27 protein-coding genes and 6 pseudogenes are annotated in these 26258 nt (G+C 67.4%); 20 read left to right on the forward strand and 13 right to left on the reverse strand.

The features are described from left to right. Positions 1-807 precede the first annotated feature (807 nt). From OG522_RS00710 to ltrA, 3 genes and pseudogenes are all read right to left on the reverse strand, one after another. Complete coding sequence (locus OG522_RS00710; RefSeq protein WP_329460953.1) at positions 808-1323, reverse strand: RICIN domain-containing protein; 516 nt, start codon at positions 1321-1323, stop codon at positions 808-810. Between the two features lie 326 nt (positions 1324-1649). After that, positions 1650-2354, reverse strand: a pseudogene (locus OG522_RS00715) (ISAzo13-like element transposase-related protein); the annotation flags it as partial. 121 nt (positions 2355-2475) lie between these two features. Continuing rightward, on the reverse strand, positions 2476-3591 hold the full coding sequence (gene ltrA, locus OG522_RS00720) for a group II intron reverse transcriptase/maturase (protein ID WP_329460954.1): 1116 nt from the start codon (positions 3589-3591) through the stop codon (positions 2476-2478). Between the two features lie 151 nt (positions 3592-3742). On the opposite strand from ltrA, the pseudogene OG522_RS00725 reads away from it, so the two are divergent. Both OG522_RS00725 and OG522_RS00730 read left to right on the forward strand, forming a co-directional pair. After that, a pseudogene (locus tag OG522_RS00725) lies at positions 3743-4546 on the forward strand (transposase). A 91-nt stretch (positions 4547-4637) separates the two neighbouring features. Further along, the gene (locus OG522_RS00730; RefSeq protein ID WP_329460955.1) at positions 4638-5153 is read left to right on the forward strand and encodes a hypothetical protein; all 516 of its coding nucleotides are present in this window, start codon (positions 4638-4640) and stop codon (positions 5151-5153) included. Positions 5154-5365: 212 nt separating this feature from the next. On the opposite strand, the gene OG522_RS00735 is transcribed toward OG522_RS00730, so the two are convergent. Then, on the reverse strand, positions 5366-5677 hold the full coding sequence (locus OG522_RS00735; RefSeq protein WP_329460956.1) for a hypothetical protein: 312 nt from the start codon (positions 5675-5677) through the stop codon (positions 5366-5368). Between the two features lie 976 nt (positions 5678-6653). Between OG522_RS00735 and OG522_RS00740 the strand changes: the two genes are divergently transcribed. The 8 genes and pseudogenes from OG522_RS00740 to OG522_RS00775 all read left to right on the forward strand — a co-directional run bounded on the left by OG522_RS00740 (position 6654) and on the right by OG522_RS00775 (position 14464). Next, positions 6654-7154 carry a GNAT family N-acetyltransferase gene (locus tag OG522_RS00740; RefSeq protein ID WP_329460957.1) on the forward strand — a complete coding sequence of 167 codons (501 nt, stop codon included), beginning with the start codon at positions 6654-6656 and terminating at the stop codon, positions 7152-7154. Positions 7155-7289: 135 nt separating this feature from the next. Beyond that, entirely contained in the window at positions 7290-9302 is a 2013-nt protein-coding gene (locus OG522_RS00745) for a S9 family peptidase (protein WP_329460958.1), read from the forward strand. Positions 9303-9418: 116 nt separating this feature from the next. Continuing rightward, a pseudogene (locus tag OG522_RS00750) lies at positions 9419-10510 on the forward strand (IS3 family transposase). A 358-nt stretch (positions 10511-10868) separates the two neighbouring features. Continuing rightward, positions 10869-11045, forward strand: coding sequence for a hypothetical protein (locus OG522_RS00755; protein WP_329460959.1), 177 nt, complete (start codon positions 10869-10871; stop codon positions 11043-11045). Positions 11046-11192: 147 nt separating this feature from the next. Beyond that, positions 11193-11519: a nucleoside triphosphate pyrophosphohydrolase gene (locus tag OG522_RS00760; protein WP_329460960.1), complete on the forward strand. Its 327-nt coding sequence runs from the start codon at positions 11193-11195 to the stop codon at positions 11517-11519. Between the two features lie 200 nt (positions 11520-11719). Further along, entirely contained in the window at positions 11720-11974 is a 255-nt protein-coding gene (locus OG522_RS00765) for a DUF2283 domain-containing protein (protein WP_329460961.1), read from the forward strand. A 39-nt stretch (positions 11975-12013) separates the two neighbouring features. Beyond that, positions 12014-13135 (forward strand): IS630 family transposase, encoded by a 1122-nt coding sequence (locus OG522_RS00770; protein WP_443074638.1) that lies wholly within the window; start codon positions 12014-12016, stop codon positions 13133-13135. Positions 13136-13187: 52 nt separating this feature from the next. Beyond that, a pseudogene (locus OG522_RS00775) lies at positions 13188-14464 on the forward strand (IS701 family transposase). Positions 14465-14563: 99 nt separating this feature from the next. Here the strand turns inward: OG522_RS00775 and OG522_RS00780 are convergent. Continuing rightward, the gene (locus OG522_RS00780) at positions 14564-15685 is read right to left on the reverse strand and encodes an IS630 family transposase (protein WP_443074639.1); all 1122 of its coding nucleotides are present in this window, start codon (positions 15683-15685) and stop codon (positions 14564-14566) included. A 74-nt stretch (positions 15686-15759) separates the two neighbouring features. Between OG522_RS00780 and OG522_RS00785 the strand changes: the two are divergent. From OG522_RS00785 to OG522_RS00800, 4 genes and pseudogenes are all read left to right on the forward strand, one after another. Next, positions 15760-16086: pseudogene (locus OG522_RS00785) on the forward strand (IS701 family transposase); the annotation flags it as partial. A gap of 283 nt (positions 16087-16369) precedes the next feature. Then, positions 16370-16702 (forward strand): hypothetical protein, encoded by a 333-nt coding sequence (locus OG522_RS00790; protein ID WP_329460962.1) that lies wholly within the window; start codon positions 16370-16372, stop codon positions 16700-16702. A 300-nt stretch (positions 16703-17002) separates the two neighbouring features. Then, positions 17003-17389 carry a helix-turn-helix domain-containing protein gene (locus OG522_RS00795; RefSeq protein WP_329460963.1) on the forward strand — a complete coding sequence of 129 codons (387 nt, stop codon included), beginning with the start codon at positions 17003-17005 and terminating at the stop codon, positions 17387-17389. An 85-nt stretch (positions 17390-17474) separates the two neighbouring features. Then, a complete protein-coding gene (locus OG522_RS00800) occupies positions 17475-17648 on the forward strand; it encodes a hypothetical protein (RefSeq protein ID WP_329467883.1) in 174 nt (57 codons plus the stop codon). On the opposite strand, the gene OG522_RS00805 is transcribed toward OG522_RS00800, so the two are convergent. After that, a complete protein-coding gene (locus OG522_RS00805; protein ID WP_329460964.1) occupies positions 17629-18132 on the reverse strand; it encodes an AAA family ATPase in 504 nt (167 codons plus the stop codon). The two genes, OG522_RS00800 and OG522_RS00805, sit on opposite strands and share 20 nt — an antisense overlap. A gap of 217 nt (positions 18133-18349) precedes the next feature. Here OG522_RS00805 and OG522_RS00810 point away from each other — a divergent pair, with 217 nt between their 5' ends. Further along, positions 18350-19558: an IS701 family transposase gene (locus OG522_RS00810; protein WP_329467431.1), complete on the forward strand. Its 1209-nt coding sequence runs from the start codon at positions 18350-18352 to the stop codon at positions 19556-19558. Between the two features lie 144 nt (positions 19559-19702). Here OG522_RS00810 and OG522_RS00815 read toward each other — a convergent pair whose 3' ends face one another. Continuing rightward, entirely contained in the window at positions 19703-20161 is a 459-nt protein-coding gene (locus OG522_RS00815; RefSeq protein WP_329460965.1) for a hypothetical protein, read from the reverse strand. 4 nt (positions 20162-20165) lie between these two features. On the opposite strand from OG522_RS00815, the gene OG522_RS00820 reads away from it, so the two are divergent. Further along, positions 20166-20384 carry a hypothetical protein gene (locus OG522_RS00820; RefSeq protein ID WP_329460966.1) on the forward strand — a complete coding sequence of 73 codons (219 nt, stop codon included), beginning with the start codon at positions 20166-20168 and terminating at the stop codon, positions 20382-20384. 15 nt (positions 20385-20399) lie between these two features. Then, positions 20400-20771: pseudogene (locus OG522_RS00825) on the forward strand (CopD family protein); the annotation flags it as partial. 130 nt (positions 20772-20901) lie between these two features. On the opposite strand, the gene OG522_RS00830 reads toward OG522_RS00825, so the two are convergent. The 4 genes from OG522_RS00830 to OG522_RS00845 form a co-directional block, all read right to left on the reverse strand. Further along, positions 20902-21366, reverse strand: a complete 465-nt coding sequence (locus OG522_RS00830) for an RICIN domain-containing protein (RefSeq protein ID WP_329460967.1) — start codon at positions 21364-21366, stop codon at positions 20902-20904. A 258-nt stretch (positions 21367-21624) separates the two neighbouring features. Then, the gene (locus OG522_RS00835; protein WP_329460968.1) at positions 21625-22395 is read right to left on the reverse strand and encodes an MBL fold metallo-hydrolase; all 771 of its coding nucleotides are present in this window, start codon (positions 22393-22395) and stop codon (positions 21625-21627) included. A 73-nt stretch (positions 22396-22468) separates the two neighbouring features. Continuing rightward, positions 22469-22600: a hypothetical protein gene (locus tag OG522_RS00840; protein WP_329460969.1), complete on the reverse strand. Its 132-nt coding sequence runs from the start codon at positions 22598-22600 to the stop codon at positions 22469-22471. A gap of 752 nt (positions 22601-23352) precedes the next feature. Further along, on the reverse strand, positions 23353-23595 hold the full coding sequence (locus tag OG522_RS00845) for a hypothetical protein (RefSeq protein WP_329460970.1): 243 nt from the start codon (positions 23593-23595) through the stop codon (positions 23353-23355). Between the two features lie 288 nt (positions 23596-23883). Here OG522_RS00845 and OG522_RS00850 point away from each other — a divergent pair, with 288 nt between their 5' ends. The 3 genes from OG522_RS00850 to OG522_RS00860 all read left to right on the forward strand — a co-directional run bounded on the left by OG522_RS00850 (position 23884) and on the right by OG522_RS00860 (position 25234). After that, positions 23884-24441, forward strand: a complete 558-nt coding sequence (locus OG522_RS00850) for a hypothetical protein (protein WP_329460971.1) — start codon at positions 23884-23886, stop codon at positions 24439-24441. A 31-nt stretch (positions 24442-24472) separates the two neighbouring features. Then, entirely contained in the window at positions 24473-24976 is a 504-nt protein-coding gene (locus tag OG522_RS00855; protein WP_329460972.1) for a hypothetical protein, read from the forward strand. Positions 24977-25078: 102 nt separating this feature from the next. After that, on the forward strand, positions 25079-25234 hold the full coding sequence (locus OG522_RS00860; protein ID WP_329460973.1) for a DUF6131 family protein: 156 nt from the start codon (positions 25079-25081) through the stop codon (positions 25232-25234). Positions 25235-25532: 298 nt separating this feature from the next. On the opposite strand, the gene OG522_RS00865 is transcribed toward OG522_RS00860, so the two are convergent. After that, the gene (locus tag OG522_RS00865) at positions 25533-25955 is read right to left on the reverse strand and encodes an HAD family hydrolase (RefSeq protein ID WP_329460974.1); all 423 of its coding nucleotides are present in this window, start codon (positions 25953-25955) and stop codon (positions 25533-25535) included. 6 nt (positions 25956-25961) lie between these two features. Beyond that, positions 25962-26210 carry a hypothetical protein gene (locus tag OG522_RS00870; protein ID WP_329460975.1) on the reverse strand — a complete coding sequence of 83 codons (249 nt, stop codon included), beginning with the start codon at positions 26208-26210 and terminating at the stop codon, positions 25962-25964. Between the last annotated feature and the right edge of the window lie 48 nt (positions 26211-26258).

Consider the following 26258-nt stretch of genomic DNA (forward strand, 5'->3'; position numbering starts at 1 on the left):
CTGATCGCGCGAGGCGTTCACCTGACCGTTGAAGAGTCTCCGCAGCGCGTCTTCCCCGCCACGCGTACGCCGACGCCGGCTGCGCGATCACGCCGCAGGGCAGCTGGACGAGCCGCTGCCCCGAGACGGACATTGTCCTGGGACTCAAGGAAATCCCCGACGAACCTGCGGACCTGATTCATCGGCACGTCTTCTTCGGACACGCCTGCAAGGGGCAGCAGGAGGCTCCGCGGCTGCTACGGCGCTTCGAGGCAGGCGGCGGCAGTACCGCAGGCCACCCCTGTCGAAAGGGCCGGGTGTGCAGCGCGGTCCGCGGGCAGAGGTGGTTCGGGTCTCCGTGGTCTACGCGGTGAGGAAGTGCACGGGGCCGCAGCCAAGGCGACCGGCACCTGGACGGGGCTCTCCTCCGTACTCGACCGCACCGGCCAGACCCGCCAAGGCGGCAGCCCTCCCCCGGACCCCTGACACAGAGCCGAGAGGACCGGCCCTCCCCCGCGCCGGTTCTTGCCAGCGCAGGGCGGACGCCGCCTTGGTACACGCACTTCGTCTCGCGGGACACCGACGAGCGCCGCACAGCGCGAGGCTGTGCAGCTGCGCCTCCAGCCGTTCCCCGAGGCCAGCCCGCCGGTGCTCAGCCCCCTCCTGAACGTCCTGCGGAGTCGCCGAGCAGGCCGGACGCGCAGGCTTCTTGCGGCTGGAGGAAGCCGGGGCCCCGGCGGGAGTACGAGCCGTTCCTGAGGTGCCCGTCGTCCGCCCGCGGGCGCCGGTGCACGGGCGGCTTCGCGAGCCCGCTGCCTCAGGCAGAGGCTACTTCCAGACCTGGTACTGACCGCCGTTGCACGCCATGGTGTACACGTCGCCGCTGGAATTGCTGTCCAGGCACTGACCGGTTTCGCGGTTGACCAGGTTGAAGCCGTCCCCGGTCCACTTCTCGTACCACTGCTCGTAGTAGTTGGCCGGGCTGGAGCACGGCTCGGTGTAGACCTGGCCCTGCCAGTAGGCGGTGAGGCACTCGCCGTTGGACGCCTTCTCGGTCCAGGCACCGTTGGAGTTCTGCAGGTTGTCCTGACCGTCGTACCAGTCGCTCTTGAGGTGGCCGATCGGGTCAAAACAGTGGACCAGGCCCGGAGCGTCCGTGCTGACGCGGTGCTCCGCGCCCACGGTGGACTCGGTGATCAGGCAGCCGCCCGTCTTCGCGTCGCGCCAGTGGACCTGGCTCTCGGCGAAGGCACTGCCCGACGTCGAAAGAATCAGAACGGGCGTCACAGCAGCGGCGGCCAGGACTGTGGTTATGCGCTTCTTGAACACGGGCGTCTTGAACACGGCAGACCCATTTCTTGGATGGAGGTGGTTGTCCGGGCGGGCGTCGGCCGGGCAGGCGGTGATCAGATCCGCCGCATGCCGACGCTCATCCGGTGCAACAGGAAACTAGCGCGGGGGCCGGTACGGTCACGCGCTGCCGGGCCACTGGGACGTCCCGACCGTGTCCCAACCTCCTGACCTGCGGTTTGGGACATCTCGGGGACACCTTGGCCAAGACCCGCGAGGCACCCTGAGGACACCGAGAGGCGTCTGGGTGCGGCGAGCCGGGGGCGGCCGGTGGCATAGGCGAGGAACACACCGATCTGGCTGTTCTCGGTACGTCCGGGGGCTTGTATTTGAATAACTGTCAGCGACGGGTTTGGGGGGCGCTCGGGCGTGTAGCTGTTCCCATGTGCGGGCGGCCGATCCGGGTATAGGTGTGATGAGGACCCGGTGCAGGTCCAGGAGCCGCTTTTCGTCCTGGTACTGGATGGACAGGTTGGTGCGGTTGACGCCCAGCAACTGGGCCAGGAACGTAATGGTTACGGCCCTTCGGCGGCGCAAGATGGCTGCCAGGAGCCGGTGGAGGTGGTCGATGCTGCTGATCTGCGGGTGGAGATAGCCGCGCGGACGGTGAAAGCGTCGTTGGAAGGCGGCTTCGGCCAGGGCGTCCCAGTACGGTTCCGAGACCGCCACGAGGTGGTCGAAGTCGGAGCGGTCCATGCCCGTCAGGGCTGGGTCGGTGAGCAGTTCGGTGAGAGCGGGTTCGATCCGGAGACGACTTCGTGGTGCCTCGGGAGGCATGGGTGGGGCGGGCGCGAGCGTGTAGTTCCAGTCGCCGTGGAACGTGCTCGGTGTGATCGGCAGGGCGCGGAACTCTGCGGGCGAGACGGTCACGCCAAGTGGATAGCTGCCGGTGTCGAGTCCGCGCCGATCGAGAGCCCGGTCGTGGTGGTCGTTGCGGAGATGGTCTCCAGGACGACCTCGTAGCTGGTCAGCGGCCGTCCTCGCCAGTTCGCGGCGATGTGGCAGAACATCCGGTGGTGAAGTCGGCCCAGAGCGCGGTCTCGTCTTTCGATCGAGCCGTTTCTCTGGACCGCTTCCCGCACCCGGCGTGCCACTCTCACGGCACCGGGCGCTCCACAAGTCCCGCCCAGCTGCAGATAGTTGTCCTCATCTGGCGGATGGCCACGGAGAAGGGATGATTGTCCCTCGGTATCGGTAGCGCGTGGTGCGTACCTTGCCGGGGTCGAACAGCGTCCGTTCCTCTCCTGATGGCCACCACCCTCCACCGCAGTAGCGGCGGCGAAGGTCCTTCCTGTTGATCCGGTGGTGCTTGCGGCGCAGCCACTTCATGACCTGGCTCCACGTGTACGAGCTCAGGTACTGGAAGGTCGCGCTGGACACTCCGGGGCGGAAGTACATGCACCAGCCGAACAGCATCTTGTTGATCTGGATGAGCAGTTCGTCCAGTGGCAGGCCGGTGGCCGTTCTGCGGCGGATCGCCTTGACCTTGTCCATCGCGGCCTTGAGGGCCTTGCGCGAAGGGTAGGTGTAGACGTAGCAGCGGCTGGAACCCCGTTTGCGGTGGCGCTGGATGTGCCACCCGAGGAAGTCCAGGCCCTCGTCGATATGGGTGATCAGGGTCTTCTCCACGGACAGGCGCAAGCCCACCGTGGACAACACCTCTGCGATCTCTTCGCGCAGAGCTTCGGCGTCGTCCTTGGTGCCGGAGACCATCAGACACCAGTCGTCCGCGTACCTGGAAAGCCGGTAGTTGGGGAGACCTTGGCGACGTCGCTTGGCCCGAGCCCAGGGCATGGACCCCGGATCTCCCGGCGCCTGGGCGACGTACTCGTCCAGGGCCGAAAGAGCCACGTTGCTCATCAACGGCGAGAGAATCGAACCCTGTGGGGTGCCGGCGGTGGTCTCTCGGAGCAGACGATCCTCGCCGAGGATGCCCGACTTCAAGAACGCCTTCACCAGGGCCAGGACGTGTTTATCTCCGACGCGCTTTCGCACCCGGTCCATGAGAGCGGAGTGTGAAATCTCGTCGAAGCAGGCTTTGATGTCGCCCTCCACGATCCACTCATACGACTTGGACGTGAAGATGCGCACCTCGGCCACCGCGTCGTGGGCCCGGCGGTTCGGACGGAACCCGTAGGAACACGGGAGGAAATCCGTCTCGAAGATCGGCTCCAGTACCAGCTTCAAGGACGCCTGCACCACCCGGTCCGTGATCGTGGCGATCCCCAGCCGACGTAACTTGCCGCCCGACTTGGGGATCATCCGCTCCCGCACCGGCAGCGGACGGAAACTGCGGTCCTTAGACCGACCGGCAAATGGTGGGCAGGGGTTCTCGGACGGGCCCGGACGCAAGGCAGGCACGAGCCTGAGTGATCATGGAGTTCTTGACGCTCAGTGATCACCCGGAGGGCTCGTGCCTGCGGTCCCATCATGCCTTTTGGAACCCCTGTGGGACCAATTTGCTGCTCTGCTACCCGTGCGGAACGGATACGCCGAGAGCCATCCGCTGGGGTGTCACCGGCGGCGGGTTCCGGACCGCACCGTCTTCGAGTACATCGTGCTCGCCCTGGTCCACGGCTCAGGGTACGAACGGATCGCTGGCGCCGGATGCTCGGACCGGACCATCCGGCGCCGCGTCAAACAGTGGGCTGAACTTGGGATATACGGGGCCTTGGTGATGCAGCCGTCTACCGAGATCTCACTCAGCCCGAGACCGATCATTCGATCGTAGGCTTCGAGTGCAAGGGCGTGGACCTTCTCGGAGCTGAAACGCTCCGTCGCATCCGATGCCTGCGGTGTCCCGCTCGGGATCGTCTCCGACGGTGCCAACCGGCACGACTCGCCCCTGCTCGGCCCCACCCTGGACGCTGCGCAAGCACAGGTCGGCGCGATGCCGGAGACCGTCAACATCAACCTCGACCGCGGCTACGACAGCGCCAAGTCCCGTGCACTTATCGCCGAGTTGGGATTCACGGCCGAGATCGCACGCAAGGGAGTGCCTGCCCCGATCCAGGCCGGCAAACGCTGGGTGGTCGAGCGCACGCACTCGTGGATGAACGACTACGGCAAGCTCCGGCGCTGCACTGAGAGGAGCGGCGCGGTCGTTGACTTCTACCTCTACCTCGCCGCCACCCTCGTCACGCTCCGCATGCTCATCCGACGCTCGACGAGCCGCTACCGCTGGGATGGCCGGCCCACCACCCGACGTCTCCAGTGATCCATTTGCCGGTCGGTCTAAACTGGTATTGATCGGCACTGGTCTGTCGGAGGGGGAGAGGATGAGGATGCCACGATGGTTGCGGCCTCCCGTGAAGCAGGCGTTGTCGGTTGCCCCGGAGGAGGAGCAACCGCAGTATCGGCCTGCGGATCACGTTGTCGTCAGCGCTGTGATGGCGTTGGAGACGCCCAAGTCGGCCGACGCCGTCGCAGCCGCGATCGACCTTGAGCGGGGCTTGGCTCCGGTCACCGCCGTTTCGCAGAGGACGTCGGTTGGCGCCGTCCACGGGATGCTGCGGCAGATGGCCTCCGAAGGACGGGTCACGGGCATGCGTCCCGTCGAGTGGCACGACAGGGGTGTGCGTGTTCCGGGGTGCTGGGGCAAGTCCGACTGGTGGTGGCCGACATACAAGTGGGAGCAGGTACAGAATGCCCGCAGCCAGCGCCAGACATCGGGGCCGTTGTGGTCCGAGGCAACGGAGAACCGCCGGCAGCGTAAGCAGCCCCCGGAGAAGAGCGGGGTAGCCGAGGCCGTCGACCGCGTCATCGCCGCGAACGAAGCTCACTACCAGGCTCACAAGAACGATTTCGGCCCCGGCGCTTCCTGAAGGCTCCTCCGCCCGACCCTTGGCGCTGGTCGGTGTTGGTGGCGTTCTGCCAGGCCGTGAGTTCGGTGTTGAGTGTGTCGAGGTCGCCGAACCGGCGGTCGAGGCATTGCCGGGTGAGTGCGGAGAGTTCGATCTTGTGATGTGGCGTCTGAGCTGTGGAATTTCGGGCTCTGCCGGGGATCTTGTGATATTCCGTCGGCAGGGACAGCGAGTCACTTCGCTTCCTGTCCTGTCGGCGTCACCGGCTCAAGGCGCAGAAGCTCCTCGGCGGAACAGCCAGAGTCAAGGTCTTCTGCCAGGCACAGATTGAGTCCGTGCTCGTCCCGCCGGACCTGAACTGAGAGAAGACAGGAATCCTTCGGGTCGTCGATGCGCACAGAGATGGTGTCGCCGCTGGTGAACCTGTCATCGGCGAACATGGAACCCGCCTTGTCAGGCGAGCTGAAGAAGCTCCAGTGTCCGGTTGCAGTGTCCGGGCATGATGTGCCTCCCAGCATCGCACTGTTCAGGCGTTCCCCCGTCATGGCGAGGTCCTTCCCCAGGTGAAGACGAGTGCCGCCCGGACTACTCCACTGGCCCGTAAGCGCCGACCGGTCAATCCGGGCTATGTCTCCACCTGCATCGGCGCAAGCAACGCAGGCCCACGCCAACGCGGCGACCAGAGCTGCCCACCGGCTCACTGAAGTGCTCATCCACATCCCGCCCCACCCCGACTGAACGCGTTCAGAATAGACGGCAGGTTCAGGCGATCTCACAGCGGGAGGTCCCTGTCGCAGGGTCATGGGCCCAGAAGTACGCGCTGGCGCAGGAGGTCGAGATTTGCTCGTCCATAGGCCATACGCTTGAGGAGTTTGACCCGGGTGACGTGGCCCTCGACCTGCCCGGAGCTCATGGGGTGGAGAGGCTGGCAGTGGCGGCGTCGAAGTCTCGTCGTAGGCCGCTGACCAGGGAGTGCAAGGCAGGGAGGTCGTCGGCAAGGACACGGTCCATCCAGTCCGGGAGCTGGTCTCCCTGGAGGCTGTGGAGCATCTCGGCGAAGTCGTGGACGTGCCGTGCGGCGCGTCGAGGTGAGAGCAGGCCGTACGGATCTCCTTCAGTTCCGCGGCGTCGGCGGCCGCGAAGGTGCTGGGGGTGCGGTCATGATCCAGCTGACAACGCGGCGGGGCTTCGGGGCCGGCCTTGGCTGCGGCCGGGACACCGGCTGCAGCTTCCGGCCTGGCTGGCGGGCAGGGCGGAAGGCACGGAAGTAGCGGTGTCCGCGCCCGCCGGTAATCGACCTGGCAGACGCAGCGCACGATGCCCCCCGACGAGCTGTCGGGGAGCATCGCTGTGTCGTGCGGGTGGGTGCTCAGAACAAGGCGTCCTGGTCAGGCTCATCGCGGGGCAGTGGGGCGACGTCTTCCCCCTCCCATTTCGCCTTCAGGTAGGCGCGCCAGTCCTTGGGGGGAGGCCAGGGCTCAGTCGCCCCGGCTTGGGGAGCAGCGTCGATAGGGTGTCGCCATGCCGTATTCGCCGATGCCGCTCCAACTCGACACCGCTCGGCTGACGTTGCGTCAGTGGACCGAGCCCGACATCGATGCCCATCGCGTGCTCGTCGCCGAACGGGGTGGTGGCATGCCGTCGATCGAGGACAACCGGCAGATGATCGAGGATCAGCGGGCTGCGTCGGCGCTGACAGGGATTGCTCTGCTGCCTGTCATCCGCCGCGAAGCGGGCGACTTCATCGGGTATTGCGGGCTCACTGTCGGTCGGGCTTCCGTTGACGAGCCGGAGATCGCCTATGAACTGTTCCAGCGCGTGCACGGACAGGGCTATGCCACCGAAGCGGCGTCCGCGGTGCTCGACGCGGCGATCGCGACTGGGCGGAAACGGCTCTGGTCGACGGTGGCTCCCTGGAACGCGCCATCGTTGCGCGTCCTCGAAAAGCTTGGGTTCGAGCGCGACCACGTCTCGGCCGATGACCGTGGCGAAGTGGTGTGGCTTACCCGTTCCCTGCCGTAGGAGACGCGCTGCGGTCAGTTCGAAGTGGCTCCGCCACGTCGGAGGCACCACCGCCGAGCCGGTTCTCCTCAGTCAGGTCCCCTCAGATTGTCGGATCCCTGTCACAGTTCGGGGGCGGCGGGCAGGATGATCGTCATGATCCATGCCTTGGATGATGCCGCCTCGTTCCACGACCTGTTCGCTACACACCCTCGCCTGACCGACTTGGTCCTGGCATCCGACGGATCGCGCTTGATCGCGTCCGTGCAGATCATCAACGACCAGGGAACCAGGTACGTTTCGAGGTTGTGGGAGGTGGACCCCTCGGGCGAGCGCGAGAGCCGTCTCGTGGCCCGGTCCGTGCAGGGTGACTGCGCTCCCGCTTTCGCTGCCGACGGCGCCCTGTTGTTCCTCTCCGGCCGCGAGAACACCGATTCCGCCGCTGAAAAGAGCGAGAGTCAGGGCGTCGGACTGTGGGCGCTGCCGGACTGCCGCGAGGCCAGGCAGATCGCCCACCACCCGGGAGGTATATCCGCCTTCGCCGTCGCCAAGGATGCCCGCGCGGTCGCTTACACCGCTGATCTGCTGGCTGGCGCGGTGAATGCCGAGGTATACGCCGAACTTCTTCGTGAGCGCGAGAGCGCCATGGTCAAGGCAGTTCTGTACGAGGCGACCACAACGTGTGCCTTTGGCGCAGGTCTCGGTCCTGACGAACCCCACACCTTCGTCCTGCACGCCGACGGGGCTCCGGTGAACGCCGGCAGCCAGGGCCTGGCGGGCACAGGAGACATGGCGCTCTCGCCGGACGGATCGCTGGTGGCCTACACGCGGGCCGCGACGGGCCGCGCTCCCGACATGAATGTCGTGGTGGTCGCCGACGCGGCCACTGGCGTCGAGCACCATGCATTCTCGCGCACCGGTCAGCAGTACTGCCGCCTGGCGTTCACGGCCGATGGCTCGGCGTTGGTCTGCCAGCGCCAGCGAGAAGAGACCTATGACACCGAGTGGCGAGTCACCCTGGTCGCGTTCGACCTGGCTTCGGGGGAAGAGACTGACCTCCTGCCGGAGTTCGACAACTGGCCGTGGCCGGGACGGGCGGTCCTCTCGCCGATCCGTGGGGATGCCACGCTGTGGTTCACCGGTGACGAGCGGGGCTACTGCCCGGTCTTCCGCCGCGACGCGGACGGCACGATCACCCGCCTGACTGCATCCGGCGCCTACGCCTCTCTCTGCGTGTCGCCCGATGGGACCACCCTCTATGCACTGCGCAGCACGATCGACGGCCCGCCTCGAGTGGTTCGGCTGGATGCCGTCACAGCCGATCAAGAACCCTCCTTTCTTAGGGCGCCCGGCGACCTCGACTCGCTTCCCGGCACGCTGACCGAGGTGCACGTCGAGGCGGACGACGGTTTCCCGTTGCGCGCCTGGCTCGCGCTGCCCGAGGGTGTCTCGGCCGAGCGCCCAGCGCCGCTGATCATCGCCCCGCACGGGGGACCACAGATGTCCTGGAGCGCCTGGACGTGGTTGTGGAACCCATGGCCGTTCGCGGCCCGCGGCTACGCGGTGCTGCTACCGGATCCGGCGCTGTCCACCGGCTACGGGCAACGTATGCAGGAGCGCGGCCGGGGCCAGTACGGCGGTCAGCCCTACCGTGATCTCATCGCGCTGACGGACGCGGCACTGGCACGCGACGACCTCGACGCGACCCGGACCGGCCTCGCCGGCTGGTCCTACGGCGGCTACCTGGCCAACCGGGCCGCGACCCTCACTGACCGCTTCAAGGCGATCGTCACCCACGCCGGGATGTGGAACCTGGAGGCGTTCCAGATCGACACGGACATGCACGCATACTTCCGGAAGATCTTCGGCGACCCGCGGACGCAGCGCGAACGGTACGAAGCCAATTCGCCACACTTCCACGCGGCGAAGGTGACGACGCCGATGCTGATCGTGCACGGCGGCAAGGACCACCGCGTCCCGATGGGCCAGGCACTGAGCCTGCACAGCGATCTGCAGCGGCTCGGGACGCCCGTCAGCTTCCTGCACTTTCCGGACGAGGGCCATGGGATCGGGGCGCCGAACCACATTCGCCTCATGTACGAGACGGTGCTGAACTTCCTTGACCACCATGTCCTCGGACAGGCATGGCGGCGTCCCGGAATGCTCTAACTGATCAGTCGATCTCGTGGAAGCCCAGACCACCAAACCGCAGAAGACGCCGCCCGCGATCAGGACTGAACCGTTCCGGGTTCGGTAGGGACTCGATCGTTTGAGAGGATCGAGTCATGGCACGTCCTTTCCAATACCCGCTTGAGCTGCGCCGTCGTGCGGTGCGGATGGTCGCCGAGGTGCGGCCGGAGTACGACACCGAGTGGGCCGCGATGAAAGCCGTCGCGGCCAAGCTCGGTATCGGCACGCTTAGATTCAACCGGCCACACACACGCTCGTAGCGTTCATCGACGAGCACAAGGACCGCTTCGGCGGCGTCGAGCCGATCTGCCGGGTCCTCACCGACCACGACTGCAAGATTGCCCCGTCCACCTACGACGCCCACCACAAACGCCAGGCCGCACCCGCGGTCCGCACCGTCCGTGACGCCGAACTGAAGACCTTGATCATCCAGGCGTACGAGGCGAACTACCGTGTCTACGGCGCCCGGAAGATCTGGCGCCACCTGAACCGCCAGGATGTTGCGGTGGCCCGCTGCACCCATCGAGCGCCTCATGCGTGAACTCGGTATCACCGGAGCGGTCCGCGGCAAGAAGGTGATCACCACCATCCCCGACGCGAGCGCGGAACGGGCCCCGGACCTCGTGGACCGTGACTTCGTCGCCCCCGCCCCGAACCGCTGCTGGGTTGCCGACTTCACCCACGTCACCACGTTCGCCGGCATCGTCTACGTCGCCTTCGTCGTGGACACCTTCTCCCGCCGGATCGTCGGCTGGTCAGCAGCCACATCGAAGGAGACCCGGCTCGTCCTGGACGCACTCGAGATGGCCCTTTGGCAGCGCGACCGAGCCCAACGCCCCTATCAGAAAGGCGAGTTGATACATCACTCCGATGCCGGGTCGCAGTACGCATCGTTCGCGCTTGCCGATCACCTCGACCGGGCAGGCATCGCCGCATCGATCGGATCAGTCGGCGACGCCTACGACAATGCCCTGATGGAGTCCACGATCGGCCTGTTCAAGACCGAGCTGATCAAGCCCCGACGGCCATGGAAGACACTCCCCGAGGTCGAGCTCGCCACCGCTGAGTGGATCGACTGGTACTGCCACCGCCGACTCCACGGTGAAATCGGACACATCCCGCCCGCCGAATACGAGACCAACTACTACCGAGCAACCACGAAACCCCACATCACAGTCAACATCTGAGATCTCTACCGAACCCGGAACGGTTCATCCAGTGCAAAACACCGTCGCAAACCGCTGCAACTCACACGTCGCCCATCAACATCCGACACTGGGCTCCGCTCTTCGAGCGGCGGCTGAGTTCGACGGCCTACTGCGCGCGGGGGGCGCCCGCGGCGGCGGCCCAGCCGGTGGCCGCTCCAACGGAGATGCCGAGGACCTCGCTGAGGACAGCGGAGGGCAACTGCGCTGCGAGGTCGATCAGCGCGCTGTTGCGTCCGCGCCGGGAGGGCAGGCGGGACGGTTGAAGGAAGGAGAGTGAGTCGCCAGCACTGCCGTGAGCCCCGGGGCCTGCTACCAAGAGGTGGGCACCTACGCGGTCATGATCGAACAGCTGGCGAGGGCACGGGCCGAGGCCCTGGCCGAACGGGATGAGGCCCTCACCGCGAGGGACGCCGCCCTGGGCGTCACCGCCCTGCCCACCACCCCGCCGCAGCAGCGGGCCGCCCCTTCCGGCGGACGGACCCGCCGCCCGCTTCCGCCGCGGGGACGGCGGTGACGAACCGCTGCGGCGGCACGGGCCCCTCCGAACGGGTGGGATTGGCGGTTCGCATGGCGAGTGGTGAGGCGACTTCTCTAGGCTGCGGCGGCATGAAGGGGCGGCGTTTGGCGATCGCCTCACGAAGACAGGTGCGGGAGAGCACGGGTGGAGCCCTACAGCAGGCACGGCAAGTTGGTGCGGGACCGGATTCCGCAGATCATCCGGGAAGACGGGGCCGAGCCGGTCACCTACACCGCGGGCCGGGAGGAATACCGCGGCCGTCTGCGGGACAAGCTCGGCGAGGAGGTCGCCGAGTTCCTTGAGGCGGATGAGGACTCGGCGCCGGAGGAACTCGCGGACGTGCTGGAGGTCGTGCGCGCGCTCGCCGCGGACCTGGGGATCGACGCGGATCAGCTGGAGAAGATCCGTGAGGCCAAGGCGGGTGAGCGGGGCGGCTTCGCCGACCGGATCGTCTGGACGGGCAACCGCTGACCGCAGGCCGCTCTCGGCGACGAGTCGGTACGCGACTTCGTGCACAACTGCGTACGAGGCTGGGGACGTTGGTGGCTCTGGCAAGATTTTCGTAGCCGGAGATCATCCCGGGGCGAGGGCGAGGGCGAGGCTTTGCGGCATCGCCTTCAACTCGAATTTCGGCGAGGCTCTGGATCGACACCGGTCAAACCAAGGGGGGCATGTCAGCCGTGGCAGACGTCAGAGTCACCTACGACGAGAGCGCGAACGCAGCGTACGTCTATCTCACCGATCCGCAGGTTCGCGCCAAGTCCTCGCGCATGTACCCCTGCGATCCGGTGGAGGTCGGCGGCATGATCAACCTGGACTTCGACCAACAAGGGCGCCTCATCGGCATCGAGGTACTGGCGGCGAGCTCCAAGCTGCCCGAGTACCTGCTCACGTCGTCTGAGCGTCTGGACGCCAAAGGTGCATGAGCTAGTGTCCTGCGCCAGTAGTGGTTCGTTAGTTGTTGTGTGACTTCTGCTGCTGGTGCGTCAGTTCCTCGTCGGGGTCCGAAGCTGGAGCCGTTACTCCTGGCCGAGGACGAGCGTGCGGTGCTCGAGCGGTGGACCCGCCGTGCGAAGTCGGCGCAGTCACTTGCTCTGCGGGCGCGGATCGTGCTGGCGTGTGCGGGCCCGCAAGTGCCGCCGATCGTGGAGGTGGCCCGGAACCTGGGGGTGGCTGCGGACACGGTCCGCAAGTGGCGGCGCCGGTTCCTGGCTCAGCGTCTGGACGGGCTGGTGGATGAGCCCCGGCCGGGCCGGCCGCCCGTCATCGGTATCGATGCGGTGGAAGCCGTGGTGGTGGCGACCCTGGAGGAAATCCCGAAGAACGCGACCCACTGGTCGCGTTCTTCGATGGCGGACCGCAGCGGGCTGTCGAAGTCGACCGTCGGCCGGATCTGGCGGAGGTTCCAGCTCAAGCCCCATCTGACGGACACCTTCAAACTGTCGACGGATCCGTTGTTCGTGGAGAAGGTCCACGATGTCGTCGGCCTGTACTTCAACCCGCCCGAGGGCGCGGTGGTTCTCTCGGTGGACGAGAAGTCCCAGATCCAGGCCCTGGGCCGGTCCCAGCCCGTACTGCCGATGATGCCGGGCATGCCCGAGCGACGCACCCATGACTATGTGCGCAACGGGCTGACCACCCTGTTCGCCGCGTTCGGCGTCGCCACCGGTGAAGTCATCACCGCCCTGCACCGACGCCACCGGGCCCTGGAGTTCAAGAAGTTCCTGATCCGGATCGACAAGACAGTCCCTGCCCACCTGGCGGTCCATCTCATCGTCGACAACTACGGCACCCACAAGACCCCCACGATCAGAGCATGGCTGGGCAGACACCCCAGGTTCCACCTGCACTTCACCCCGACCTACTCATCCTGGCTCAACCAGGTCGAGCGGTGGTTCGGCTTCCTCACCGACCAGAAGATCCGCCGCGGCACACACCACAACGTGCAAACCCTAGAAGCCGACATCCGCACATGGGTCAAGGAGTGGAACACCAACCCCAAGCCATTCATCTGGACCAAAACCGCCGCAGAAATCCTCGACTCCCTCGCCCGCTACTGCCAACGGATCTCCGGCGCAGGACACTAGTAGGGCTCCGTTAGGTCTGTCTCGCGGTCCTGTTTGGGGGCATGTTAGGGGTGTGGACGCACATGAAGTGAACCGTGCCCGAGCTCAGTTGGCGTTATTCGCAGCCGACGTGTTCTCGTCGGTGCCGCGCAAGGACCAACGGGCGAAGGGCGACTGCTATCTGCGGGGACTCATGCTGGACGGGCGGCGTAAGTCGATCCAGCCGATGGCGGAACGGCTGCCGGATGGCAACGAGCAGAACCTGCAGCAGTTCGTGAACCAGTCGACCTGGGATCCGGTGCCGGTGCGGCGGCAGATCGCCCAGCGGATGGTGCCGCTGATCGGCCCGGATGCCTGGGCCATCGACGACGTGTCGTTCCCCAAGGACGGCCGGATGTCGGTGGCGGTCACGCACCAGTACTGCGGTGCCTTGGGCAAGCAGGCCAACTGCCAGGTCGCGGTGAGCGTGCACGCGGTCTCCGATACTGCCTCGTGTCCGCTGGAGTGGCGTTTGTTCGTGCCGCAGGAGTGGGCGGACGATGCCGTGCGGCGGCAGAAGACCGGGATGCCACAGGAGGTCGGGCACCGGGAGAAGTGGCGCCTGGCCCTGGACAGCATCGATGAGCTGGCCGGGTGGGGTCTGGTGCCGCCGGTGGTGGTGGCCGACGCCGGCTACGGTCAGAACGCCGACTTCCGTGACGGCCTGAACAGCCGGGACATCGGCTATGTCGTCGCCATCCGCGCGGATGTGACCGTCCACCCGCACGACGCCGAACCGGTCACACCGCCCTGGTCGGGCAACGGCCGCAGGCCCCGGCACCGCTACCGCGACAAGCCGTCCTCGGTGGCCGCCCTGGTCACCGGCCAGGGTCGGCAGGCGTTCACCGAAGTGACCTGGCGTGAAGGCTCCCGCGGGCCGATGCGCTCGCGCTTTCTGGCACTGCGGGTCCGGCCGGCCGGAGTCCGCTCCCGACGCCTCGCCCAGGCAGCCGCCACCACCGAACACGGCCACTGGGACGGTGTCCTGCCCGAGGTCACCCTGCTGGTCGAATGGCCCGAAGGCGCCGAAGCACCCACCGACTACTGGCTGTCCAGTCTGCCCGCCGGGACTCCGCTTGCTGAGCTGGTCCGCCTGGCCAAGATCCGCTGGCGGATCGAGCACGACTACCGGGAACTCAAGCACGGCCTCGGCCTGGACCACTTCGAGGGACGTTCCTGGAACGGCTGGCACCCCACGTCACCCTGGTCACCGCCGCCCACGCGTTCCTCACCGAACAGCGCCTGGCCCCAAAAGCCGATACACCGGACTCACCCTCTACCAGATCCTCGACACCATCCAAGACCTGCTGAACTGCTGGACCGGCACCTGCACCACCTGCCACCGCCCCCTGCCAAGAACATCCACCACCAGCCCAAACCCAAGAGCCAGAGCGACCTAACGGAGCCCTACTAGTGTCCTGCGCCGGAGATCCGTTGGCAGTAGCGGGCGAGGGAGTCGAGGATTTCTGCGGCGGTTTTGGTCCAGATGAATGGCTTGGGGTTGGTGTTCCACTCCTTGACCCATGTGCGGATGTCGGCTTCTAGGGTTTGCACGTTGTGGTGTGTGCCGCGGCGGATCTTCTGGTCGGTGAGGAAGCCGAACCACCGCTCGACCTGGTTGAGCCAGGATGAGTAGGTCGGGGTGAAGTGCAGGTGGAACCTGGGGTGTCTGCCCAGCCATGCTCTGATCGTGGGGGTCTTGTGGGTGCCGTAGTTGTCGACGATGAGATGGACCGCCAGGTGGGCAGGGACTGTCTTGTCGATCCGGATCAGGAACTTCTTGAACTCCAGGGCCCGGTGGCGTCGGTGCAGGGCGGTGATGACTTCACCGGTGGCGACGTCGAACGCGGCGAACAGGGTGGTCAGCCCGTTGCGCACATAGTCATGGGTGCGTCGCTCGGGCATGCCCGGCATCATCGGCAGTACGGGCTGGGACCGGCCCAGGGCCTGGATCTGGGACTTCTCGTCCACCGAGAGAACCACCGCGCCCTCGGGCGGGTTGAAGTACAGGCCGACGACATCGTGGACCTTCTCCACGAACAACGGATCCGTCGACAGTTTGAAGGTGTCCGTCAGATGGGGCTTGAGCTGGAACCTCCGCCAGATCCGGCCGACGGTCGACTTCGACAGCCCGCTGCGGTCCGCCATCGAAGAACGCGACCAGTGGGTCGCGTTCTTCGGGATTTCCTCCAGGGTCGCCACCACCACGGCTTCCACCGCATCGATACCGATGACGGGCGGCCGGCCCGGCCGGGGCTCATCCACCAGCCCGTCCAGACGCTGAGCCAGGAACCGGCGCCGCCACTTGCGGACCGTGTCCGCAGCCACCCCCAGGTTCCGGGCCACCTCCACGATCGGCGGCACTTGCGGGCCCGCACACGCCAGCACGATCCGCGCCCGCAGAGCAAGTGACTGCGCCGACTTCGCACGGCGGGTCCACCGCTCGAGCACCGCACGCTCGTCCTCGGCCAGGAGTAACGGCTCCAGCTTCGGACCCCGACGAGGAACTGACGCACCAGCAGCAGAAGTCACACAACAACTAACGAACCACTACTGGCGCAGGACACTAGGTGAAGTCGGAGTAGGCGAGGTGGGTTGCGCAGACCCGGCACTGGGTCATCGCCCGCCGCAGTGTCCGCCCGCCCGAGGAGATCTCCTACTCCATCGCCTACTGCCCCGCCGACACCACTCTGAATGAGCTGATCGCGGTCGCGGGCAGCCGGTGGGCCGTCGAGGAGTGCTTCCAGAGCGCGAAGCAGGAATGTGGCCTGGACGACTACCAGGTCCGCCGCTATCCCGGCTGGCACCGCCACATGACCCTGGCCATCGCTGCCCACGCCGCGCAGACCGTCCTGCGGGCCCGCGAACTCGACACGGAGAAAGCAGAAACGGATCCTCCGACCTCATCCACCTCAGCCTCGCCGAGATCAGACGCCTGGCTGTTGGACGACTCGCTGCATGAGCATGTAGGTGGGGGTTCGCGACTCTCAGCTTGAACATGATTGGTGATCTTGACGGGTGGGTTGGTGCCGCTTCGTGTGCGACGACACGGTGAACACGAAGGAGCCCTGGGAACGTGGTTGTCCGTGGCTGACGGTCTTGGCATGATCGCGAAATGAGTGGAAGCGCGGACCAAATTGCCTTGTGGGGGCGTTCACTGTTTGAGCGTCAGCGGGACCCGTCGCGTGGGCGGGCCGGGTGCTCGAGGCTGCTTCGGTGACGCTGGAAAAGTCCCCGGAGATCCAAGCCGCGCTGGCTCTTGCCGTAGACAGCACGCAATGGCCGGAGGGTCGGCCGGTCTTCGATCGGATCCGTCAGCGCGGGCTCGACAGGGACAGGCTCCTGACGGCTGCGGAGGGCCTGTGCTTCCGGCTCGCGGAGCTGGTAGCGAAGCTCGCGCACAATGCGGCTGGTCCGCCTCCGCCTTTCGATTATCACGCAGGCTGGCAGGTGGGGCCGATCGCTTACCGTCTGGCTGGCGAGTTGAAGGATCCGGCTCTTCGCCACCGCCTGGCTGCCGCCCTGGACGGGTGGCCGGAAGCTGAGTGATTCCCCGTGATCGTCCGGACTCCACATGATCCTTTAGGTGTTTGGGCAGGCTGGCTGTGCCTTGTCCGTGCTCGGGAGGTGAGCACGCTCCACCTTGCGGAGGCCGCCGGGTGCTGATCGTGGACATCGACGCGCTGCTGGTCGAACAGCATTTGCGGGAAAGCAAGTTGAAGTGCCCGTCGTGCAAGGGGGTCCTCGCGCCGTGGGGGCACGGCCGGCTGCGGGAAGTACGCGGTGATCTCGGGGCCCGTTTGGTCGTGCGTCCTCGCCGGTCGCGGTGTTCGGGCTGCCAGGTCACTCATGCCGGAGGCGATCTGGCCGCGCCGGGCGGATGCGGCCGAGGTGATCGGGGCGGGGCTGGAGATAGCGGCCCTGGGGATGGGGCACCGGCAGGTGGCCGCGCATCTGGGACGGGCCGAGGGCACGGTCCGTGGCTGGATCCGCCGCTTCAGGGGACGGTCCGAGGACGTTCGCCGGTACTTCGCCGTCGCCCTGGTCGCGCTTGCCGACGACCCGGTGATGCCAGATCCGTCCGGGACTCCGCTGACGGACTCCGTCTCGGCGGTCGTGGCCGCCCATCAGGCGGCCGCGACGAAGTGGTCTCAGATGCGCACGGTGTCGCGGTGGGAGCTCGCCGGCCGGGCGATAACAGGACGCGTTCTGACCTGCTCTCTTCCTGCAAGTTGATCAACACGGGCCGCCCCTGGGCGGCGATCAGAGGTGACGTGAGTCTTGATCGTGTCCGTCCGCGAGGAGACAGACACCGTTCGAGATGCGAGGTGAGACGCGCGCCCTGCGATGGCGCAACGCCAACGCCCGCCACCTCGACGTCCTCGCCGCCCAGCGGCGCGAGCGCGCACACATCCGCTGCGAGAAGGGCATCCGCTGGGAAGGTCGTCCCGTTTCCACTGAACGGCTTCAGGTCCTCAAATCGAGGGCTGCATGACGACCTGCTCACCCTCTCCGTCCGGTTCCTCGAACTTGGTCAAGTAGCGGCCGAACAGGGTCTCGTCCACTGTCACGGAGTTGGGGCCCTCCTCGTCGTTCCGTGTTTCAAGGCGACGTTCCAGCGTCGTCCGATCCGCCTTGAGATGGATCAGTTCCCAGCGGCCGCCGTGCTTCGCGATCAGCCCCTTGTAGTCATCACGGGCGGCACGACTCCAGAAGCTGTAGTCCACCACCACATCGCGCCCGGCCAGCATCAGCTCGACCAGTTGCTGCCGCTGCTCGCGGCGGACCTCTTCCTTGAGCTGGTCGAACGCCTCCGCGTCCAGCACCAGGCCGACGTCACGCCGCCCGAGTCGCTGCCAGACCACCTCGTCGATCGACAGGCGAACGTAACCGCGTCGCACCAGATCCATCGCGTAGGTGGTCTTGCCCGCTCCCGGAAGACCACACATCAGCACCACCGTGCTCAATCGCTGCGTCACGGAGCCAGGTTAAACCCGAGGACTCGCCGTCCTCCGTGGCGATCAGTGCGCCCGCTGAAGCCCAACCCGGCCAACCTATGCGGTCAGAGCACTAGTAGTGCTTGGTCAAGTTCGTTCGGCGGTGGCGTGTCTTCTTGATCGGTTGTGTCGTTGATCGTGTGTGCTGGGTGGGGAGTTGGCCGCGGTCCGGTGTGATCTGGAGGACTTCGCGGCGGAGATGTTCGAGCCGTTCGGGCGGGTGGATCAGCGTCGGTGGGGTGCCGTCTACCTGCGAGGGCTGCTGCTGGAGGGCGGGCGCAAGTCGGTGGAACCGATGGCCGCCCGCCTGGGCGAGGACGGCAACCGGCAGGCGCTGGCCCACTTCATCACGTCCAGCCCGTGGGACGCGGCACACGTGCGGGCCCGGCTCGCGTGGCGGATGCAGCCGGTCGTCAGACCGACGGCGCTGGTCATCGACGACACCGGGTTCCTCAAGGACGGGGACGCGTCCGCGTGTGTGTCTCGGCAGTACACGGGGACGGCGGGCAAGGTCACCAACTGCCAGGCGGGAGTGTCGCTGCACCTGGCGTCCGACAACGCGTCGGCGGCGGTGAACTGGCGTCTGTTCCTGCCCGAGAGCTGGGATCCGGCGTCGCCGAAGGCCAATGCGGCCAAGGTGGCCCGGCGTGGCAGGTGCGGTATCCCGGCCGGAGTGGGGCATGTCGAAAAGTGGCAGCTGGCCCTCGACATGGTCGACGAGACGCGGTCCTGGGGTCTTGATGTCCCCCTGGTCATCGCGGACGGCGGCTATGGCGACACCGCCGCCTTCCGCCTCGGCCTGGAGGGCCGCGGGCTCGACTACGTGGTGGGCATCTCGACCACGACCACCGCGCAGCCTGGGGACGCACAGCTGTGCATCCCGGCCTGTTCCGGCCGGGGCCGACGAGCGGGGCCGGCCTACCCAGAAGCGGCGAAGACGGTGAAGAGTCTGGTCCTTGCGGCGGGGAAACGGGCTGCGCGGCCGGTGCAGTGGCGCGAGGGCTCGCGGCCCGGGACCGGCCGCAACGGGCACAAACGTATGTACTCCCGCTTCGTGGCCCTGCGGATCCGGCCCGCCGGACGCGAGATCCGCAAAGCCACGGCCGGGGGCGAGTTGCCGGTGCGCTGGCTGCTGGCCGAATGGCCGGCCGACCAGGACGAACCAGTGCAGTTCTGGCTGTCCAACCTGCCCGAGACCACCCCACTGGCCACCCTCGTCCGCACCGCGAAGCTCCGCTGGCGCATCGAGAACGACTACCGCGAGATGAAACAGGCCCTGGGCCTGGCCCACTTCGAGGGCCGCACCTGGCCCGGCTGGCACCACCACGTCACCCTCGTCTCCGTCGCCCACGCCTTCTGCACCCTCCAGCGACTGACCCGGTCCCCAAAAGAGACGGCGTCGGCCTGAGCCTCTACCGAGTCGTCCGCGAACTGCAGTTACTCCTCGCAGCCTGGACCGGCGCCTGCCCCACCTGTCACCGCAACATCCCCGACCCCGCACCAACCTGACCAAGCACTACTAGAGACCCCACCGCTGCCCGCCCACCGCGGGTCACCGACCTCGCGGGCTGACCACCGGATCCTCGTAATCGCCCGAGAAGTCGGCAGGCACCTTGGCGCACGGGGAGTAGACGTTCACGGCGAGGGTGCTGCCGTAGCTGTTCCAGGCCAGGTCGAGCTTGTCACCGCTCCCAGGGTCCTCCATGCGGAAGCCGAGCTCGGTCCAGCCCGGCCCGTACCGGGTGTCATCGGAGGTCAGCTTCCCCTTCTCCGACGTGAAGCGGGCTCGTACCCGGTCAATGGCGGCCTTTGCCGTCTCCTGCGAGACGTGCGGAATCTGCCAGCGGTGGCGGACACCAACCACGTCGTCCTCCGCCACGTCGATCTTGATCCACCCGCCCCCGTAACAGGCCCCGGTGTCCACGTAGCTGCCCTCCACGGGCAGCTGCGGCAGCTCGGCCGCAGCCCGCGCGAGCTGGAAGTGATCCTGCAACCGGTCCGCGGTCACCACGGGATTGGCCTCTGGAAACGTTCCTCCCCCGAAAAAGCCACCCACGGCGCCCGTCCTCGCCGCACTCGCCACCAGCCGCGGCAGGCTGAGCGAGAACGCCGGGCCGCTGTGGGCGGACCTCTGGCGCCGCTTCAGCCTCGTCGCGCTGATCTGCGTCGGCGCCGTGCTCACCTCCGGTCTGTGGATGTCCTGGAAGCACGTGGGCACCATCGGGCAGCTGTAGAGCACGAGTTACGGACTCTTCCTGCTCATCAAGATGGCGCTGGTACTGGGCATGGTGACGGCCGGTGGCGTCAACCAGTTCTGGCTGATGCCCCGCATCGCCCAGGCCCGCCGCGCCGACACCACGAGCTCGCTGCTGCACCTGACGCTGCGGCACTTCCCCAGGGTCGTGTGGGCCGAAGTCGCCCTGGGAGTAGCCGTGTTGGCGGTGATCCCCTTCCTCGCCGGCTCGGCCCGCTCCGAGGCGGGCAGCCCCCCGCCCGTCACGAGCGGCAGCGTCCTCGCGGCGGGAGCCGCCCTGGTCCTCACGCTCGCGGCGTCGCTCTGGATCACGGCGAGGACGTCCGACGCGCTCGCCCGGCGCGGAGGTTCGGCCGTCGCCGCCTGACCTCGTACCGAGTGAAGAGGCACCGTGGCGGCCCGCACGGACCGGCCGTCGGGAGCGACGGCCGGTCCGCGTCCCGGCGGACTGGTGCGGTCACCTCGGCCGAGAGCGCGTCACCTCGGCCCGGCGTGGCTCACAGCCAGAGCTGGTAGTCGCCGCCGTTGCAGGCCAGCATGTAGACCCGGTCGCCGTTGCTGTCGAGGCACTCGTGGGTGGCCTTGTTCTTCAGGTTCCAGCCGTGCCCGGTGTCGATCTCCTCCCAGCGCTGGTAGTCGTTGCCGTTGCAGGGCTCCATGTAGGCGTCGTGGTCGGTGTAGGCGACCATGCAGTAGCCGGGGTCGTACTTGCTCCGCTCCAGCCACGTCCCGTCGCCGTTGTTCACGTCGTGCCAGTCGGTGTCGCGGTCCGAACAGCCGGTCCGGAGCGTGACGTCGGTCGGGTGGGCGTTCTTGTCGTACACCGGGTACAGGCAGTGATCGCTCTTCTTGTGCACCCAGTGGGTGTCGGAGTCCGCGTGCGCCGCGGACGTCATGGCCACCACCAGCGCGGGTGCGAGCAGTGCGGTACCGACGGCCTGAGCAACGCGCTTTCCGCGCATTCCGAGCATGGTCAATCCCCTGTTTCCTGTCGTGTTCCGTGGTCTACGGAACGCACGCACAACCCTCTTCGGGGTGCCTGGGCGCTCCTCGCCGGCTCCCCACCGGCGTTGCGCCCCACTCTTGTTGAGCCGGGCATCGGGCGACAGCGGCCCGGAGCCTCCCGAGAGGCGTCCCGGCCTTCCCACCGCTGTGAGCAGGCACTTGGGACGCTGCCCACGGCCAACCGGGGACGTCCCGCGCCGTCGGCCGACCCCGGTCTAACCGATCGAGAAGGTGATCCCGGGTGCGGCATGGCCGACGGGACCGTCGAACCCGACCGAGGCACGGGCCACCGCCCGCTCCGGGGTGAGGGAGCGGCCCACGTGGGTCACGAGCAACCGGCCCGCCCGCGCCGCGCGGGCCGTGTCCCCGGCGTCTTCGGGCGTGTGGTGCACCTGCTCCTCTCCGGCCGGCGCGTGCGCGCTCTCGGCCTCGCACAGCAGCACATCGCACCCCTCGGCCAGCCGCGTCAGGTTCGCGCAGGGGGCCGTGTCCCCGGAGAAGACCAGCGACCGGCCTTCGGTTTCGATGCGTACGGCGAAGGCGGGCATGCCGTGGCTCACGGCCCGGCTGGTCAACGTGAGGGCGCCGACGCGCACTTGGTGCCCGTCGTACAGTTCATGAACGGCGAAGGCGGACTCGACCGGACTGCGCTTCGGGCCGTTGGTGAGGAAGTGCGCCAGGCGGTCGGCGGTGCCGGGCGGGCCGTACAGGGGGATGGGCGCCGCGAGCCGCAGGTCGGCGTAGAGCGCCGCGTAATAGGCGGTGAGCAGGTCCGCGCTGTGGTCGGCATGGAGGTGGGAGATCCAGATCGCGTCCACCTCGTCGAGCCGGACGTGCCGCTGGAGCTGCGCCAGCGTCCCGCTGCCCGCATCGACCCAGATCCGGGTGCGACCGCTGGACACCAGGTAGCCGGAGCAGGGGTTGTCGACGCTCGCGTACGGAGTCGCACTTCCCAGAACCGTGAGACGAAGAGGATCGCTGGCCATCCCGGGAGCCTACAGAACGACTCGCGCCGGCCCCCGAGCCCCGTCCGGCCGCGTGACGGCCGATCCGGGCTGGTCAGAGGAGGCCCAGGTCACGGAGTTCCTTGTGCAGGTCCGCTCGGCCGGGGTCCGGGGCGGCACCGGGGCTTCCTTCGGCGGAGACGGGTGCGGGACGGTGGCGGTCCCGCAGGAGGTAGGCGCCGGCCATCCCGCCTACCAGGCCGCCGAGATGCGCCAGCCAGCTGACGCCCGGGGTGCCCGGGACTCGTCTCGCGCACAGGTGTCGGAACGGTGCTGGCCAAGAGGTCCGTGTCCTGCGGGTACCCGCCCTGGCTTGGCGCGTGGGTCGCTCGTTCGGGCGGGGCTGCCGGGCCGTGGGGGCCCAACCAGAACCGGCCGGTCCGGCAGCCCCGGATGGCCGGGCAGGCTTCCGGGGCTGCCGGCCCAGGTGGGCGTGGTGTGGGGCCCCGGGGGAAGGCCCGCTGCGCCACGCCGGTCTATCGGGTCGGCCACGCAGGGCGGCTCACGAGCATGTTCCACTCTTGGTCAGCCTGGCCGGGCACGACACGCCCCGCGCTCGCCCACCGGGTTGCCAGCGCGGTGTAGATCGGCTCGTTCGCAGGGGCACAACGGCTTCACCCGAGGGGACGACCGGGGCGCTGACGGGCACCGGCCGCAGCGTCATCGTGGTCATGGTCCTACCAACGCGCGAAGCCGCTTCAGGTTCCGATGTTCCACGACCGGGCCGCCAGTCTCCCTGGCCGGTTGCTCGTGCAAGTGCTTTTGCGGGGCGGTCGTGGTGGAAATGGAAATGGGAGGGCGCCAGCCTGTCGCCGGCACCGTGGGTCACCGTGTCCGTTGTTGCCGCGGGAGCAGTGCCGGTATCGGTCGCAGCTGGCAGCTTGCCGTCCTTTGCCATGTCACGCGCGGGGTGCTCGCTGTGTCGGGTGCGTGGCTGGGTCAGCCAGGCGAGGCCGCCCCGGTGAGCGCTACGGGCCATTCCACCACTCCGGCGACGCCGAGCACCCCGGCTCCGGTGTAGACCGCCATCCGGCGGCCGCGTGGAGAGATGGCTGCGATCCGGTCCAGTGCACTGCCGGCGACCATGTTCACCTGCTCGGCTCCGGGCAAGCGGCACAGAGCGGAGGCGACGGCCCGCAACGGCTGAGGGAGATCCGATGAACTCTCCTTGACCTGGTTCATGGCGAGCTCCCTCCCGCGGGTCTTTCAAAGGGGCACGCGCCCGAGTTTCCCGTTGCCGCACCGCCTATGCCGTATGGCAGCAGGGCCCGGATCGGTGACACTCCCCGAGGATCGGCCGGCACCCGGCTGGTCGAGGCCGCACGCCCGCGAGGAACGTGGGCTCACGATCAGAGTCCGGCGAACTGCCGCGAAGGAATGTTACGAGACCCATCCGGGTATCACACTTATGAGTGAATTGCCCTTATTATTCCCTTAAGGGAGACAAGTAGTCGGGCGGGAGGCGGTCCGATGTCTACAGGAACTCTTCTGGCGATTGTCATTCCCGCGGTGATAGTCCTGGCCTTGATCGTGTGGGGCCTGACTCTTTTCATGCGGCGCCGCAGGCTGCGTGAACGCTTCGGCCCGGAGTATGAGCGGACGGTCCAGGAAGCCGACAGCCAGCTCGCCGCCGAGCGTGAACTCAGCGAACGCGCCAAGCGACACGACGAACTCGACATCAAGCCCTTGCCGGACGGTGCCCGGGACCGCTTCGCCCGGAACTGGGACGCCGTGCAGCAGGAGTTTGTGGACCGGCCGGAGGACGCGGTGCACGACGCGGACCGGCTGGTCACCTCATTGATGCAGGCGCGCGGCTACCCCACCGAGGGCTTCGAGCAGCAGATGAAGGACCTCTCGGTGGAGCACGGCCGCACCCTGGAGCACTACCGGACCGCCCACGAGATCGACATGCTCAGCGCGGGCCACCAGGCCACCACCGAACAGCTGCGCAGCGCCATGGTGCACTACCGCGCCCTGTTCGACGAGCTGCTCTCCGACGGCGGCCAGTCCCGCCACGCCCCGGCCTGACACCCGTGGCCCGAACCCGCACGGAGGAGCCATGCAGCGCGACAACACACCGGAAAGCTCTGACAGCGGCCTGTCCACCGAGGACTTCGCCCAGCCGCACCAGACGGCGGACGAACCACCGGGCGCCGCATCGTCGCCCCCGGTCTTCCCCGGCGAAGGTGACGAGAGCGCCGCCACCGGCAACAGAAGCGAAACCGAGTCCCGACCCACGGATGCCCCCGCCACGGAGGCGTCGACGGCGCAGCAGAGCGCGGACCCCGACGAGACCCCGCGGCTGCTGAAACCGCAGGACGAGGACGATTTCCATAAACGCTGGGAGAAGATCCAGAACACGTTCGTCGACGACCCCCGCGAGGCCGTACAGGCAGCCGACAGCCTGGTCGCCAACGTCATGCAAACGCTCGCCACCACGTTCGACGAGCACAAGAAGCAACTGGAAGAACAGTGGAACCGCAGCGGCCAAGCGGACACCGAAGCCCTGCGCACCGCCCTGCGCCACTACCGGTCATTCTTCAACCGCCTGCTCACCACCTGACGACCCCACCCACGCGGAGCCGACAGGACAACAGTCTGCGACGCCTCACGTGGCGCCGCCATCAGCGGCCGGCACGCCTGGCCGCAGAGGAAGGAGGCCACCATGATCGTCCTCGGCGTCATCCTGCTCATCGTCGGGCTCATCCTGCACATCGGCATCCTGTGGACGATCGGGATCATCCTGCTCGCCATCGGGCTCGTCCTGCTCCTCCTCGGCTCCGTGGGACACGCCGTCGGCGGCCGACGCCACTACTGGTAGACCGCACCGGGCCTACCCCGACCAGCGACGCCATCGCAGCCATAACACGCTGTCCGTCCTGGGGGCGCGGCGGCTACCCGGAACGCGAAGAGCAGCAGTTGCTCCCTACGGCCCGCACGCGGGCCAACTCACCTAAAGGGCAATGGCGTTGCTGCTCCGCTCGGTGGGAGGTCTTCTGTTGTCTGCCATGCCTGCGGTTCTATCGTGGACCCGGGCGAGGAGGGGCGACATGGTGCGCGATACCCGGCTGGTGCAGACGGCTGTCGTCGGTGATGAGCACTCCGACGTGCCTGTCGTGCTACCGACCGAGCTCTTGGGCGAAGGGACCAGCGACTACACCTACCTCACGCTCATTAGGGCTGTCGAGGAGATCAAGCGCCTGCAACGGGTGGGACAGGACAACGTCAGCCGGTTCGCTCGCGTCATACATGTGTCCCCAGGACGCCGCGCCGCTGCGGCTCCCGGCCGCCGCCGCGGCACGCAGGTCCAGCCGGGAGTCCCCGACATAGGCCAGCCCTGCCGGATCCACACCGATCTCGTCCGCAGCCACAAGTATCCCGTCAGGAGCGGGCTTCGGCCTCGACACCTGGTCTCCGCCAATCAGCACGTCCGCGTCCAGACCGGCGGCCTTCAACAACGCCCCAGCCGCGCGGGTGCTGTTACCCGTAAACACCGCCAGAGCATGACCCTGCGCGCGCAGTCGATCGAAGACGTCGGTCACCCCGGGCTACGGTGCCACCTCGACGCCCTCAAGCTCGCGGTAGTACACCTCGGTCTCCGTGACCGTGAGCGGCCGCCCGACCAGATGTTCCAAGATGACCTCCGGAGTGCCTCGCCAATACGCGGCGACGACCTGGCCGGCATCGACGGCGGGTCCATCCAGCGCACGCACCGCGCGCACGAACGCCGCGGGCAACACGACGGTCGTGTCCACCAGCGTTCCATCCATGTCCCAGACAAGCTCTTCGACAGCCATTCCCAGATCCTCGGACAACTGGCCTCCAATGATCCAAGGCTCGCCGAA

Origin of the sequence: Streptomyces sp. NBC_01431, from assembly GCF_036231355.1 — a bacterium.
In the GTDB taxonomy this organism is placed as follows: Bacteria; Actinomycetota; Actinomycetes; order Streptomycetales; family Streptomycetaceae; genus Streptomyces.